General features: G+C 59.6%; 17 protein-coding genes. 12 read left to right on the top strand and 5 right to left on the bottom strand.

What is annotated here, in order from left to right; all coding sequences use genetic code 11:
- On the top strand, nucleotides 1-394 hold a 394-nt coding region (locus JNL86_17350), incomplete at its 5' end, for an endonuclease/exonuclease/phosphatase family protein (protein ID MBL8044677.1).
- 54 nt (nucleotides 395-448) lie between these two features.
- Here JNL86_17350 and JNL86_17355 read toward each other — a convergent pair.
- Nucleotides 449-628 carry a hypothetical protein gene (locus tag JNL86_17355; protein MBL8044678.1) on the bottom strand — a complete coding sequence of 60 codons (180 nt, stop codon included), beginning with the start codon at nucleotides 626-628 and terminating at the stop codon, nucleotides 449-451.
- Nucleotides 629-1,138: 510 nt separating this feature from the next.
- Here JNL86_17355 and JNL86_17360 point away from each other — a divergent pair.
- The gene (locus JNL86_17360; protein MBL8044679.1) at nucleotides 1,139-1,639 is read left to right on the top strand and encodes a PilZ domain-containing protein; all 501 of its coding nucleotides are present in this window, start codon (nucleotides 1,139-1,141) and stop codon (nucleotides 1,637-1,639) included.
- 81 nt (nucleotides 1,640-1,720) lie between these two features.
- Here the strand turns inward: JNL86_17360 and JNL86_17365 are convergent, their stop codons facing one another.
- Nucleotides 1,721-2,026 carry a hypothetical protein gene (locus tag JNL86_17365; protein ID MBL8044680.1) on the bottom strand — a complete coding sequence of 102 codons (306 nt, stop codon included), beginning with the start codon at nucleotides 2,024-2,026 and terminating at the stop codon, nucleotides 1,721-1,723.
- 164 nt (nucleotides 2,027-2,190) lie between these two features.
- On the opposite strand from JNL86_17365, the gene JNL86_17370 reads away from it, so the two are divergent.
- The 9 genes from JNL86_17370 (at nucleotide 2,191) to JNL86_17410 (ending at nucleotide 9,258) form a co-directional block, all read left to right on the top strand.
- Nucleotides 2,191-2,793: a LemA family protein gene (locus JNL86_17370; GenBank protein ID MBL8044681.1), complete on the top strand. Its 603-nt coding sequence runs from the start codon at nucleotides 2,191-2,193 to the stop codon at nucleotides 2,791-2,793.
- A 31-nt stretch (nucleotides 2,794-2,824) separates the two neighbouring features.
- A complete protein-coding gene (locus JNL86_17375; protein ID MBL8044682.1) occupies nucleotides 2,825-3,730 on the top strand; it encodes a TPM domain-containing protein in 906 nt (301 codons plus the stop codon).
- Nucleotides 3,717-4,379, top strand: coding sequence for a TPM domain-containing protein (locus JNL86_17380; GenBank protein MBL8044683.1), 663 nt, complete (start codon nucleotides 3,717-3,719; stop codon nucleotides 4,377-4,379). Before JNL86_17375 ends, JNL86_17380 begins: the two co-directional genes overlap by 14 nt.
- A 58-nt stretch (nucleotides 4,380-4,437) precedes the next feature.
- The gene (gene murJ / locus JNL86_17385; protein MBL8044684.1) at nucleotides 4,438-6,066 is read left to right on the top strand and encodes a murein biosynthesis integral membrane protein MurJ; all 1,629 of its coding nucleotides are present in this window, start codon (nucleotides 4,438-4,440) and stop codon (nucleotides 6,064-6,066) included.
- Nucleotide 6,067: 1 nt separating this feature from the next.
- Nucleotides 6,068-6,562 (top strand): methylated-DNA--[protein]-cysteine S-methyltransferase, encoded by a 495-nt coding sequence (locus JNL86_17390; GenBank protein MBL8044685.1) that lies wholly within the window; start codon nucleotides 6,068-6,070, stop codon nucleotides 6,560-6,562.
- A 96-nt stretch (nucleotides 6,563-6,658) separates the two neighbouring features.
- Nucleotides 6,659-7,108, top strand: coding sequence for a D-tyrosyl-tRNA(Tyr) deacylase (locus JNL86_17395; protein MBL8044686.1), 450 nt, complete (start codon nucleotides 6,659-6,661; stop codon nucleotides 7,106-7,108).
- A 179-nt stretch (nucleotides 7,109-7,287) separates the two neighbouring features.
- Nucleotides 7,288-7,854, top strand: coding sequence for a hypothetical protein (locus tag JNL86_17400; protein ID MBL8044687.1), 567 nt, complete (start codon nucleotides 7,288-7,290; stop codon nucleotides 7,852-7,854).
- A gap of 50 nt (nucleotides 7,855-7,904) precedes the next feature.
- Nucleotides 7,905-8,789, top strand: a complete 885-nt coding sequence (locus JNL86_17405) for an isoaspartyl peptidase/L-asparaginase (protein ID MBL8044688.1) — start codon at nucleotides 7,905-7,907, stop codon at nucleotides 8,787-8,789.
- 40 nt (nucleotides 8,790-8,829) lie between these two features.
- A complete protein-coding gene (locus JNL86_17410; protein ID MBL8044689.1) occupies nucleotides 8,830-9,258 on the top strand; it encodes a VOC family protein in 429 nt (142 codons plus the stop codon).
- Between the two features lie 26 nt (nucleotides 9,259-9,284).
- Here the strand turns inward: JNL86_17410 and mtgA are convergent, their stop codons facing one another.
- Complete coding sequence (gene mtgA / locus JNL86_17415; GenBank protein MBL8044690.1) at nucleotides 9,285-10,064, bottom strand: monofunctional biosynthetic peptidoglycan transglycosylase; 780 nt, start codon at nucleotides 10,062-10,064, stop codon at nucleotides 9,285-9,287.
- Between the two features lie 97 nt (nucleotides 10,065-10,161).
- Between mtgA and JNL86_17420 the strand changes: the two genes are divergently transcribed.
- Entirely contained in the window at nucleotides 10,162-10,797 is a 636-nt protein-coding gene (locus JNL86_17420) for a YihA family ribosome biogenesis GTP-binding protein (GenBank protein ID MBL8044691.1), read from the top strand.
- Between the two features lie 161 nt (nucleotides 10,798-10,958).
- Here the strand turns inward: JNL86_17420 and JNL86_17425 are convergent, their stop codons facing one another.
- Both JNL86_17425 and JNL86_17430 read right to left on the bottom strand, forming a co-directional pair.
- Nucleotides 10,959-11,990, bottom strand: coding sequence for a peptidyl-prolyl cis-trans isomerase (locus JNL86_17425; GenBank protein MBL8044692.1), 1,032 nt, complete (start codon nucleotides 11,988-11,990; stop codon nucleotides 10,959-10,961).
- 110 nt (nucleotides 11,991-12,100) lie between these two features.
- Complete coding sequence (locus tag JNL86_17430) at nucleotides 12,101-12,958, bottom strand: peptidylprolyl isomerase (protein ID MBL8044693.1); 858 nt, start codon at nucleotides 12,956-12,958, stop codon at nucleotides 12,101-12,103.
- Nucleotides 12,959-12,986: the final 28 nt, after the last annotated feature.

Below are 12,986 nucleotides of genomic sequence, written 5' to 3' on the forward strand. Positions count from 1 at the left end.
ACGAAAACACTTCGAATCGCATCTTTCCCCGAAGGAGCCGGCGATCTGGTGTGGAGACATGAATGTGGCCCCAAGACCCATTGATGTCCACAGCCCGGAGAAACATCTGAAACATGTCTGCTACCACGAAGACGCGCGCAATGCCTATGGGAAGACTGTTGCGTGGGGCTTCGAAGATGTGTTCTGCAAACTGTATCCAGATCGCCAGCAATTCACGTTTTTCGACTACCGTGCTCCCAGTGCCCTTACCGCCAACAAAGGGTGGCGGATCGACCATATCCTCGCGACTGCGCCACTGGCCCAAAGATGTCAGCGTGTCGATGTCGATTTGGAACCGCGCCGCGCGACGGATCCCTCAGATCATACGGTGCTCTGGGCCGACTTCGCTCTCTAACCTCGTGCGTGTTGCGGGACAGGGTGCTGAACAACCCTGCCCCCGTTGCCTGCGTTACTGTAGCGCTTCGACCGGTTCCAACAATAATTGTTCGGCCATTCGCGTGCGCCGATTTTGTTCGATTAATGGATCGACGATCGATCCGCAATTGATGCATCGCCACACAAACGTTTCGGGTGAAAAATCCGGCCGCCATTCATCCACCATCAATCCCTGGCATCGTCCGCATGTCATGGTGTCCACCTCCTTAGAATGTGCCTCCAAAGCGTGAAGGCCGTGCCCCATGTGAGGTAGAGAGTAGCAACGGGAGATTAGAGAGGTGTTAGTGAGATGTTAGAACAATTTAATCCGAATTTCCTTTGAATATCAGTGTGTTCATGTCTCAGGCTTGGACAAATTACGCGTTACTGAAGAGGGTTCTGTCTAAAATTCCAATCCGAGATGAGACGGGTGAGCTCGAGGCGGCGCGCGTTGAACCGGGAGATTGTAGTGGGAGATTCGACGGATGTCACAGATGGTGAAACACGCAGCAGCATCTCAAGATGACGCTGAGATCTGACGCTCGCTCTGGAAGAAGCGTCGAGTTTCTTGACAGAATTCCCCTCATACTTTATCGATGAACAGGCGCCGCGCTCTCACGCTCCGCAGTGATCGTGTCGCCACATCACTGCAGTCGTATTGTACAAGACCGGGACCGCATCAGGCGGCCGGGGGCGCTACGCTCGCCTGTGCCGATGACTGACCATGGCTCGACCTCTGACTTGTCCGCACTGCGGGCACAATAATGTCTTTCGTTCCCGATGCGCCACGCTTGTGGAGTGCTTACAGTCGCTCGCGTTCATCTCGCCGTTCCATTGCCAATCGTGTAGTTGCCGCTTCTCGGCCTCGCGATTGGGATGCACGTATTCGAATCAGGTACTGGATCGTCGTGAACATCTGCGTATTCCGGTCCGACTCTTTTTGTCGTTCTCAGGAGGAAAGATCAGGGGAGAAGGCACGGTGAAGGATATCTCGATGGGCGGGTGCGTGATTGAGAGTCAAGCGTCGGTCCACGTGGACGACATTTTTTATCTGCAAATCGTCCTGGAAAATGAACACGCTCCGCTTGAGGTCGCGGCGATGGTCCGATCCGTCAGCTCCCGCGGCATTGCGTTTAAGTTTCTCCGTTCAGCTCAGGAGAACAAGCGGCTCTTAGCCTTCGTGCAATCGAAGACCGAGCCCTCCGGTGCGCGTCCGGCCGTCTGACTGTCCCCGCACCTGGCACGCGGTGTGTTCCCGCCTCACAGTCTCTGCAGCGTCCACACACATTCGATGGCTGATAGTCTGCTACAGAGGGGTTTCCCAAGCCGAGGCTTGTGGGTATTCCGTGATCAACCGCTCATGTTCGGCGTGGTTGAAGCCTTCCACGACCAGGTCGGCGCGATTCAGTGGCTCCGGGCAGGAGGGCGAAGCAAGAAAGTCCACGTAGGCCTGTGCCTTCGCCTCGGTGGCAAACCGGCAGAGGCCGTATTCGGGCATATGGGAAGAAGGATGCCAGAAGGCCAAGCCGATCGAACTGCCCTGAAAGACTCCCAGGGTGCGATGTCGAACTTGAAATCCTCCCGGCGTGTCCGTTAAGGGATCGAGTGCCATCACGGTTCCGGTAGCTGAACAAGGAGTCGTGGTACGTAGTATAACAAGGTAGCAGGGGGAAGCACACCTTCAGTCGTCAGGGCTTCCCGTAAACATTGACTTCGCCGGCAGCAGCCTTAGGTCTTGAAGAAGCGCTGCTGTGATATCGGCGCGGAGGAGGGAAGATGCGCATGCGTATCGCACGAATGGTGCTGGTTTCGTTGCTGCTCACCGGCATGGTGGCCTCATCCGGCTGTGGGTACAACGATCTGCAGGGGCTCGATGAAGACACGAAGGCCGCGTGGAGCGAAGTCATCAACCAATATCAACGCCGGGCCGACCTGATTCCCAATTTGGTGAGCACGGTCAAAGGATACGCTGCGCACGAAAAGGAGACACTGGAAAGTGTGGTGCAGGCGCGCGCCAAGGCCACGAGTGTGCAGCTGACGCCGGAGTTGCTCAAGGATGAAGCGGCCTTCAAAAAATTCCAGGAGGCACAGCAGGGCCTGTCCGGCGCGCTCGGACGGCTGCTCGCGTTGGCGGAAAACTATCCCAACCTCAAAGCGGATCAGGGGTTTCGTGATCTGCAAAGCCAACTTGAAGGAACCGAAAACCGCATCACCGTGGCGCGCAAGCGTTACATTGACAAGGTGGCGGAGTTCAACAAGATGGTCCGCTACTTTCCCACGAATCTGACGGCGAAATTCCTGCTGCATTTGGAAGAGAAGCCCAATTTCACCGTCGCTGACGAAAAAGCTGTGGCGAAGCCGCCGGAAGTGAAGTTCTAACCCCCGTCTCGTGCGACAGGGAGCACATGCGATGCGGCTGTGTGGCCGAGTAGGGAGAGTTGTCCTTGCCGGATGGCTGTGGCTGGTCCTGTTGCCTGGCGTTCCGGTTTGGGCACTGGAGATCCCTCCGCTTAGTGGCCCTGTGGTCGATGTGGCGCATGTCCTGCCGCCTGCCGCAGTCGAGCAACTGAGCCAGGAACTCCGGGCGCATGAAGCGAAGACCTCCAACCAGGTGGTCGTGCTGATCGTCCCTTCGTTGGAGGGCGAGCCGTTGTTCGACTTTTCCCATCGCGTGGCCACGACGTGGAAATTGGGCCGGAAGGGTACGGACAACGGCGCCCTGCTCTTAGTCGCGATCAAGGATCGAAAGGTTCGCATGGAAGTCGGCTACGGGCTGGAAGGGACCTTGACCGACGCCCGGTCGGCTCAGATCATCAGAAACGAGATCGTGCCGCGGTTTCGCACCGGGGAGTTTGCGGCGGGCGTCACCGCCGGCGTGCGGGCTGTCTTGAGTACCATCGAAGGGACGTACACGGCTCCTGAACGGCCCAGGGCTGCGGCGCCGAATGGCGACGCACTTGGCACCGTGTTCGTGGCAGTGGTAGTCGGCGTGGTGATCGGCCTGTTTTTCTCTCGAGCCCATCGAGTGCTTGGGCCTGTCGTGGGCGGTGGCTTCTCATTCGTCGTTGCACCGTGGCTGGTGCCTGCCCTCATCGCCGGAGGGGCGAGCATGCTGCTCGTGAGCCTGTTGAGTGGGGTGGGATCATCGATCGGGTCGAGGCCACGGCGCCGGCATGGCGGAGTTGATGACACCTGGTTCAGCACTCAACAGGGAGGATGGGGAACGGGTAGTCTGGGGGGATCATTCGGGGGCGGCGACAGCTTCTCTGGTGGCGGGGGCGATTTCGGAGGAGGAGGCGCCAGTGGAGACTGGTAAGCGTCTGGCACTGACGGATGAGGAGCGTGCAGGGATTGCCGCGGCAGTGCAAGCCGCCGAACAAGAGACCAGTGCCGAAATTGTCCCCATGATCGTCGGGCAATCCGGTCTCTATCGGGAGGCGCACCATCGAGCAGGTCTGTTGGTTGCCGCGCTTGTGTTGACCGCGTTGCTGACGATGGATAGTCTGTGGCTGCCGTGGGGATGGCACGCTGCCAATGCGGTCTGGCTCGTGGGTGCGGCGATGGTGGCCTATGCCTGCGGCTCATGGCTCGGGCGGTGGCCTCCCGTCTTGCGCCTCTTCACGTCACGGGAACGCATGCGGCACAAAGTGCAACTCCGCGCTGAGCGGGCGTTCGCCCAGCAGGGGCTGTCGAGCACACGCGATCGGACCGGCGTATTACTGATGGTCTCCTGCCTTGAACGCCAGGTCTACGTACTGGCCGATCGCACGCTTCGCGATCGGGTGTCCTCCGCGCAGTGGGAAGAAGTGACAAGGGGCATGGTCGAGCGGTTGAAGGCCGGTGATCTCGCCGGTGGACTGCGTCGTGGAATCGAGGCGAGCGGAAGACTCCTGGCCCCTGTCTGTCCCCCACGCGTCGGGGACAACCCTAACGAGTTGTCGAATGAGGTGATCCAAGATTTCTGAGGGCCGGTTCTTACCTGAGAATGGACGGCTCTGCTCCGTTTGGTTACAATCCCCGATAATGTCCCATCCCGCCGCTCCCGTTGAACCATCTCGACCAGTCTCGGAGGAGACCCATTCCGTCGTCAAGGCGGCCGGGCTCATCGGTGTCGCCACATTTTCCAGCCGCATTCTCGGGTTTGTCCGCGATATGGTCCTAGCGCGACTCTTCGGTGCGACTCCGGCGGCGGATGCCTTTTTTGTGGCCTACAGGGTGCCCAATCTCTTGCGGGAGTTGTTTGCAGAAGGCTCGATGTCGGCAGCCTTCATTCCGGTCTTTACTGAATACCACACCCTGAAAACCAAACGTGATGCCTGGGAGCTGGCCAGCGCGACGTTCACGACGCTCCTCACCATCGTCACCGCCGTCACCCTGCTCGGGATCCTTGCCGCGCCCGGCATCGTGTGGTTCCTCGCCCCTGGATTTCGCGAAAGCCCCGACAAGCTGGCATTGACGAGTCTGTTGACCCAGGTGATGTTTCCGTACCTGATTTTCATCAGCCTGGCCGCTCTCGCCATGGGGATTCTCAATTCGTTGCGAGCCTTTGCGGCCCCGGCCTTTTCTCCCGTCTTCTTCAATGTGTTCACCATCGCTTGCATGCTGTTCCTAGCGCCCTGGTTACCCGAACCCATTATCGGCGTGGCGATCGGCATCGTGGTCGGCGGGCTGGCTCAGTTTGCCATGCAGCTTCCCGGATTGAAGGGCCGTGGCATGTTGTTCGGCTGGCGGTTCAATCCCGGCCACCCCGGAGTGAAACGCATCGGGCTGTTGATGGTGCCCTCGCTGCTCGGATTATCCGTGACGCAGATCAACATTACCGTGAGTACGATTCTCGCGTCGTATTTCCCCGGCGGCCCCACCTATTTGTTTTACGGGATGCGGTTGATCCAGTTTCCGCTGGGTATTTTTGGGGTGGCGTTGGCCACGGCGATTCTTCCCACGCTTTCTGCACAGGCCGCCCGCGGGGCACTCGGCGAGTTGCGGACGACGATTGGCTTCGGGCTCAGGATGATTTTTTTCATCATTCTGCCGGCAATGGTGGGATTGATTCTCCTGCGCTATCCGATCGTGCACCTCGTGTTCGAGCACGGATCGTTTACTCAGGCCGACACGCTGGCGACCGCCACGGCACTGCTCTGTTACGCCGTCGGGCTGTGGGCCTTTGCCGGGGTGCGGATCATTGTCTCCGCATTTTATTCGTTGCAGGATACGAGGACGCCGGCGATCACGGCGGGCCTTGCCGTCATGGCCAATATTCTCCTGTCGCTCTGGTTAATGACCCTGTTGGGCGCCGCGGGCTTGGCGTTGGCCACGGCATTGGCCTCCATGCTGAACGGGAGCATTCTTGTCGGTGTCCTCCATCGGCGACTCGGGCGTGTTGATTGGGGGGCTGTAGTGCGCTCGGCCGGTCGAGTACTGGGTGCGTGCATTCCGATGGCCGCGATCTGTTTGTGGATCTCGGGGGCGTCGATGTGGACGGAAAGCGGCGGCTGGATCGTGAAGTCCGCCGCGCTCTTCGGCGGGATCGGCCTCAGTATTGTCGCTTATCTGGGGGTGCATCTTGTTCTTGGTTCGGAGGAACTGGACGTGGTATTGGGGATGGTGAAACGCAAACTCGGACGCGTCGCGCGGAAATTCGGAGCCGGATGATATGACGCAGACCAGTACATTCAAAACGCCCTGGGGCTGGGTGACGGTCACCGCTTCTGCTAAAGGCCTGACCGCGATTGATCTTTCTCCTTCCATTCACGCACGCAAGCCCACAGGCGCCAAAGATGATCCTGCGGGGACCATTGTCGAAGAAGCGACAAGCCAACTCCTGGCCTATCTGGCCGGTACGAGGCGTGAGTTTTCGCTCCCGATCGATTGGTCCGGCGGTACGACATTCCAGCGAAAAGTGTGGAAAGCGATCACCACCATTCCCTATGGCCGCGTGCGGTCCTATCAATGGGTCGCCATTCGAGTCGGCGGAAAGCAGTATGCGAGGGCCGTGGGGATGGCCTTGGGCGCGAATCCGATCCCCATCGTCGTCCCCTGTCATCGGATCGTTGCGCATGATGGTTCGCTGGGAGGGTTTTCCTGCGGGTTGCCGCTTAAACGGCGCCTGTTGAAGCTGGAGGGGACACTCGATCAACTCCTGTCCTAGCCCACGGTACTCGAGTACGTGTTGGGGCCTCCGGGCTCCGCGCGCCAGCAGATCGGATGTGCGACTTCCGATGTATCACCAGACGAGCCCATTGTCATGAAGGCAGTGCTCCAACGTGTCACGCGAGCTTCCGTCGAGGTAGACGGACGGATCGTCGGCCGAATTGGAGCCGGTCTCCTGGTGTTATTGGGGGTAGCCAAGGGCGACGAGGAGCGCGATCTGTTGTATCTGGTCGAAAAACTCCACACGCTGCGCATTTTTGCCGACGACCAGGGGAAGATGAACCGGTCGCTTGTCGAGGTCGGCGGCGAGGTGCTGCTGGTGTCGCAGTTCACGCTGCTCGGTGATACCACGAAGGGGCGTCGGCCGGGGTTCGATCGAGCGGCTGCGCCGGACGAGGCGCGAACATGGTATGAGCAGGCGGTGACTCGACTTCGGGCGGTAGGCGTGAAGGTGGAGACGGGCGTGTTCGGTGCTCATATGCAGGTGGAATTGCTCAATGACGGGCCGGTGACCTTTCTGTTGGACAGTCGACGTGAGGGGTGATCCGCCGTGCTGTGCCGATGGGCGTGCAATGCGTGACCGATCAGTGCGGGGGACACACACGTCGTAGTGGTTAAGTCTTGCGCGCGAATGCCGATAAGGAAGCAGGGAGAAAGTCCGTTTGGTTTGAGCATGGTCTGATATACTACGCGTAATGGGCAAGGAATGCCCGGGAGGTCGAGATGGGAAGTCCCGTTTCTCGCAGCCATCCACTCCGCCAGCTCTTCGGCGCCTTGACGGAAAAGAGCTTCACCGAACACCTCGGGTGGCCGGATCTGAACGTCACCGAGTATCTCTCCAACCTGCTCGTCGAATTCGCGCACAGCGACCAACTCTACAAAATCCAGAATGCCCAGGGCCGCTCGGTCGATTCGGTCGTCGACATGTTGTTTGAATCGGAAGTGCTCCTGGAGGCGCACTCGTTCGAGCGGGAGCGCGACGTGCATCGGCATATCGGAGACTTTACCCTCTTCATGACCGGGCTTTTTCCTGAATACCTTCGTCGGCTCAAGACGGTCAGCCGCATCTACCACAAGGATGTTCTGGTGGACTATGTGAAGACGGGCAAACGCTCCTACGGGTTAGTGGCGGAGTACGGCAGTTACGACCCGGAGCAGGATTCGCCCTTGTTCAGGAAGTTGTCGGAAAATTTTGAACTCTGTGTGACCGGATTGGGATTTGTCCGCTCGGATCTCGATCGTATGCAAGATCCTGCCTGCCGCCGCGTGAAAGACCTGCTGCTCAATTGACACGCAGACGACCGATTCTCCTCATCCATGGTGGCGCGGGGCGCCGCGCCATGACCGATGCTCAGACGGACTGCCTGGAGGCCGCTCTGGCGGAGGGGCATCGTCTGTTGATGGACGGGAGGCCCGCATTGTCGGTGGTTGAGGAAGCCATTCGCCGTCTGGAGGAATCCGGATTGTTCAATGCAGGGCGTGGCTCGAACCGCCAACTCGATGGGGTGTGCCGGATGGACGCGTCGATCATGGAAGGCCATGACTTGCGTGCCGGTGCGGTCGCGTCCATCGAGGGCATTGTCCATCCGGTCACGGCAGCGCGGTTGGTCATGGAGCGGACGGCGCATGTGCTGCTTGTCGGGCAGTCGGCCTCTCGCTTTGCCCGGTATTTTGGACTGGAACGTGTTCCCCGCGCAAAAACGTCGGCCGGCCCACCACCGCGACAACTGCGACCGCGCGCTGGGGTGAGTCGAACGCTGCGACTCCATCAAGCGCTTGTAAAAACCGGTCGCCTCCGGACCAGGAGTCTGGGGAAAGAGACGGTGGGAGCGGTAGCACTGGATCTGTCGGGAACCGTCGCCGCTGGCGCCTCGACCGGCGGTGTAGATGTCATGTTGCCGGGCCGGGTGGGCGATACGCCGCTCATCGGTTGCGGGGTCTATGCCGACAATGAGGCCGGAGCCGTCTCCATGACCGGACTGGGGGAGAGCATCATTCGAGTTGCCGTCGCCAAGGAAATTACTGATGGATTGGCGGCCGGGCTGAGTCCGGCGGTGGCGGCTGCCCGTGTCCTCCGTAAGGTGGTGCAACGCATTCACGGTGCCGCCGGCGTGTTGGTCCTGTCGCCGGACGGACGATTCGCCATTCGGCACAGCACCCCTCACATGGCGGCCGGGGTCATCGGGCGTGATGGGCGGCCTCTGGTGCGAAGTCGGTTTGCGTAGGACCGATCGCGGTTGATAGAGTGACGGAAGGAATCGAACCATGCCGGCGCTTTTTCATCTTGCGTTCCCCGTCCACGATTTGGCCGCGGCCAAGCGATTCTATGTCGATGGTCTGGGTTGTGTGCTTGGGCGGGAGTCCTCCACCGCCATGACGCTCGGACTTGCCGGCCACCAGCTGACGGCGCACCTCTCGACTGCGCCGATCGCCTCGCAGAAGGGCATCTATCCTCGCCATTTCGGTCTGGTGCTGACGGGCGTGGAGGAATGGCAGACGCTAGCCGATCGCGCAAAGGCCAAGGATCTCGTGTTTTATCAGCAGCCTCGTCGCCGGTTTCCCGGGACACAGATTGAGCATCGCACGTTTTTTCTGGAAGACCCTTCAGGCAATCTGCTCGAATTCAAACATTACCTGCACGAATCGGCGATTTTCGGGGAGCGAAACTATCCATCTGTCGGCGACGCGGAGTAGCGCAGCGGTTGCTCCGGGTGAGGCGGTCACTCCTCCACAGGAACCACTTCCAAACTTTCCGATGGGTGTCGAGTGATGGCGCCTGATTTCCGGCTGCTCCCTCGTTCTAGCCAGCGCACGATGTGCCGCTGGCGTCGAGTGAGATAGGCCGTGTGCCTGATCGGGTCATAGCGGCGCGGAGAAGGCAGAATCGCCGCCAGCAGAGCCGCCTCCTCAATTGTGAGATCCTCAGCAGATTTCCCGAAATGGTGTCGCGCCGCCGCCTCCGCTCCAAACACGCCCTGTCCCCATTCGGCGACATTCAAGTACAGCTCCAGAATTTGTTTCTTGGTCAAATGGTGCTCCAGGGAACGTGTGATCAACGCCTCCCGGGCTTTTCGTAATAAGGAGCGTTCGGACGAGAGGTAGAGGTTTTTCGCCAACTGTTGGGTGATGGTGCTGCCTCCGCGTTTGAACTCCCCGACCTCCAGGTTGTACAGCGCTGCATCCTTGATACCTTCCCAGTCGAATCCTTCATGGGCGAAGAACGACGCATCTTCCGCTGCGACCACGGCTCGTTGAAGCGCCGGTGCAATTCGCGATAACGGCACCCAGGCAAATTTGATGTGCAGCGCATGGCCTTGCTCCTTGGCCTGGGCCCGGCGGGCTTCCATCAATGCCGTTTCCGTGGGATGGTGTTTGGCGAGGCGGGACACATCGGGGAGCGTCGCCAACCAGTACAACGCCAAGGCGGCAGCCGGTAGACCGACGAGCACGGTCGCCCAAAACAGGATCCGGCCGAACCGACTGCCTGTTGACTTGCTCATTCCTACACTCTATCTATGAATGCACGAGATGGCGTACCTGCCTGCCGTGCTGGCCGAAGGTGACGCGCATCCCGCATTGTCGTCCGCCACGAGCGTTATGAAATTACTCAGCGCCGAGTTTATCAAAAGTTCCGTGTCTCCAGAACAGTTTCCTGCCGACAGTTTGCCCGAAATCGCTTTCGTGGGACGCTCCAATGTCGGCAAATCCTCGCTGATCAATTCCCTGCTGCATCGGAAAAAATTGGCGAAGGTCAGCAAGACGCCGGGAAAAACACGCGCCGTGAACTTTTTTACCGTTCGGACCTCGGACCCGAAGCTGCCGCTCTTGTCCCTGGTGGACTTGCCCGGATATGGCTATGCCAAGGTCTCCAAAACCACGCGCGCGCAATGGGGGCCGATGATCGAACAATATCTCGAACAGCGGCAATCGCTCGGTGCGGTGATTCTGCTGATCGAGTCGCGTGTGTGGATGCCGCAAGATGTCATGACGATCCAGTGGGTGCAGTCGCTCGGATGCGGGCTGATCATCGTGCTGACGAAAGCCGATAAGTTGCGGCAGAGCGAGCGGAAGCCGACCCTGACCGAAGTGCGCGTCGCTTGCGGATTGCCCGCCGAAGTGCCGGTCATTCTGTATTCGGCCGAAACCCATGAGGGACGGGACGCGTTATGGGGCGAGATTCGCGCGCAGTTTAATGGACTGCGGAAACACGAGTGTGACACGAGAGAACGTTGATCACACGCAGATGTGACATCGCACAAGCACGCTCCCGCAAGATGCTCGAAACGACCGAACAGCAAGGCCGCAGGGAGTGAAGAGCCGAAGCGTGCCCTCGGGGGTACGTTGAGGGTCTGAACGAGGCGAGAACGCTGCTGGCGGACGTTTTCAGCATCCTGTTAAAACTTGATCTCGATGTAGGCTTTGTTTTTGAGATCGGCCATCCAGAGCTGATACTGATCCTCGGTCTTCTGCTGAAAGACAAGGGATTGAATTTCCGCCTTCACCTGTTCGAAGGGCCGAAACTGGCGCGGTTTCTTGTCGTCCACGCGCACGATATGCAGTCCTTCCGCCGTCTCGACGATTCCCGTGATCTGCCCCACCGGCAACGAGGTGAGCGCCTGTTCCAGCGCAGGAATCAACTCGCCTTGCCGGACCAATCCCAGTCGCCCGCCGCGTGAGGCGTCTGCCCCGTCGGAGAAGCGAATCGCCAGATCCTCGAAGGGCTCCCCCTGTTTCAAGGTGGCCAACAGCGCTTCGGCACGCCCTTGTGCTGCCGAGAGGCCATCGGGCGTGCGGGGTTTGATCAGAATTTGGCTCAACTGATATTCCTCGGGGTACGCGAACCGATCTTGGTGCTCCCGGTAGTATCGCTTCATCTCCGAATCGGCCACCATGATTAAGCCGCGCACTTCGCGGTCGACCACACGCATCAACGTCAGCTGTTCGCGGATACGCCTGGTGGTGTTCGGGTCGGCGTTGTTGAGCGCCTCCCCCTGCTTCTTCATCTCCTCCATCGCTTGCGCGACTTCCTGGTCGGACACATCCACGCCCTTGTTTTTGGCGGCCTGGAGCTGCAGCTTGCGCTCGATCATCTTCGTGACGGCGATCGCTTCGGCGGTCTTGAGGCGGCGTTCCAGTTCCTCGCCTTTATACAGCTTGCGCAGACGCTCCTGATCGGGAAGCAGGTCACGTTTTAATTCCGACCACATGATCAGGTCGGAGTTGACGACCGCCACGATGCGATCTTCCAGTTTGGCGGCGTTCGCGGAAGCGGTCGGGACCAGGCCCACACAGACACTGAGAAGCAGACCCGTGGCCAGTGGGCCGACGAGAGACCCGGTTGGCTGAGCGGAAGACGGCCGGATGCCTGCTGGTAGGCGCAGGATGGCGCGGAGGCATGTCGAAACGGAATGCAATCGGTGATTCATACGGGTAGTGGGATTGTACACAATCGAGACTTCAGAAGGGGAACGTTGTTGCGAAGAACAAGAGGGAAGAATAGCGAAACGGAACGCGTGGGTATCCGATGCGTACCGGGTTACTGCCGCCCTGGTTCATCGGTCACGTAGCGAGCGGCGTCGGCCATGCGGATGGTGGCACCGGTGCGGAGTTCGGCGAAGACGTCGTCCAGCCGCTTTCGCCGTTTTTCGGCCAGCAGTTCCTGACGGAGCCGTTCTCGGGTCGCCTGATCCGCCTGCAGAATTTCCGGCTCCAACGGGCTGACCTTCATAAGATAGTAGCCCTTGTCGGTCTTGATCGGATCACTCAACACGCCGGGGTGCATGGAGGGGATCAACGCCTCGAGTTCAGGCTCCAGCAAGCCCTTTCGGTAGGGGCCCAGATCGCCGCCCTTGGCACGGCTCCGCTCATCAATCGAATACCGGAGGGCGAATCGCGTGAAGTTGCCGCCGGCTTCCACCTGGCGTTTCAGATCCTTGGCGGCGTACACGTTCGGCAGCAACATGACCGAGACCTGCACCTTGGGATTCGCCAGGAGTTGGTTGGCATGTCTTTCAAGGTACGCGTCCAGTTCTTCCTTCGAGATCTCGACCTTGGTCTTGATCCGGTCCTTCAGCAATTCATCCAGAATCAGCTGTTCGCGGTACCGCAACGTCTTCTCGCGGATCTCGTCCGATTGATCAAGCCCTTGCTTGCGCGCCTCCTGCATCAACAACTCGCGCATGATCAATTCATCGAGGAACCGGCGTTTTCCGCCTTCTTTTTCGTACCGGGCGCGGGTGGCCTGCGACAGTTCTTCCCAGCGAATGTCGAACTCAGCCTGGGTGATGGAGCGTCCGTTGATCATGGCGATCACCGGCTCTTCCTGCGGTGGTTCCGTACAGCCAGTCAATAAGCCGAGTGCGTACAACGCCAATGCCGCGCCGGTCAGTCCCACGTGCCAATGCGAATGATGAGTTGTGTGC

Origin of the sequence: Nitrospira sp. (assembly GCA_016788885.1) — a bacterium.
In the GTDB taxonomy this organism is placed as follows: domain Bacteria; phylum Nitrospirota; class Nitrospiria; order Nitrospirales; family Nitrospiraceae; genus Nitrospira_A.

What these genes read in the sequence shown, in the direction of transcription:
- JNL86_17355 (MBL8044678.1), bottom strand. Translation starts at nt 628, where the DNA reads ATGACATGCGGACGATGCCAGGGATTGATGGTGGATGAATGGCGGCCG.
- JNL86_17360 (MBL8044679.1), top strand. Translation starts at nt 1,139, where the DNA reads ATGGCTCGACCTCTGACTTGTCCGCACTGCGGGCACAATAATGTCTTT.
- JNL86_17365 (MBL8044680.1), bottom strand. Translation starts at nt 2,026, where the DNA reads ATGGCACTCGATCCCTTAACGGACACGCCGGGAGGATTTCAAGTTCGA.
- JNL86_17370 (MBL8044681.1), top strand. Translation starts at nt 2,191, where the DNA reads ATGCGCATGCGTATCGCACGAATGGTGCTGGTTTCGTTGCTGCTCACC.
- JNL86_17375 (MBL8044682.1), top strand. Translation starts at nt 2,825, where the DNA reads ATGCGGCTGTGTGGCCGAGTAGGGAGAGTTGTCCTTGCCGGATGGCTG.
- murJ (MBL8044684.1), top strand. Translation starts at nt 4,438, where the DNA reads ATGTCCCATCCCGCCGCTCCCGTTGAACCATCTCGACCAGTCTCGGAG.
- JNL86_17390 (MBL8044685.1), top strand. Translation starts at nt 6,068, where the DNA reads ATGACGCAGACCAGTACATTCAAAACGCCCTGGGGCTGGGTGACGGTC.
- JNL86_17395 (MBL8044686.1), top strand. Translation starts at nt 6,659, where the DNA reads ATGAAGGCAGTGCTCCAACGTGTCACGCGAGCTTCCGTCGAGGTAGAC.
- JNL86_17400 (MBL8044687.1), top strand. Translation starts at nt 7,288, where the DNA reads ATGGGAAGTCCCGTTTCTCGCAGCCATCCACTCCGCCAGCTCTTCGGC.
- JNL86_17405 (MBL8044688.1), top strand. Translation starts at nt 7,905, where the DNA reads ATGACCGATGCTCAGACGGACTGCCTGGAGGCCGCTCTGGCGGAGGGG.
- JNL86_17410 (MBL8044689.1), top strand. Translation starts at nt 8,830, where the DNA reads ATGCCGGCGCTTTTTCATCTTGCGTTCCCCGTCCACGATTTGGCCGCG.
- mtgA (MBL8044690.1), bottom strand. Translation starts at nt 10,064, where the DNA reads ATGAGCAAGTCAACAGGCAGTCGGTTCGGCCGGATCCTGTTTTGGGCG.
- JNL86_17420 (MBL8044691.1), top strand. Translation starts at nt 10,162, where the DNA reads ATGAAATTACTCAGCGCCGAGTTTATCAAAAGTTCCGTGTCTCCAGAA.
- JNL86_17425 (MBL8044692.1), bottom strand. Translation starts at nt 11,990, where the DNA reads ATGAATCACCGATTGCATTCCGTTTCGACATGCCTCCGCGCCATCCTG.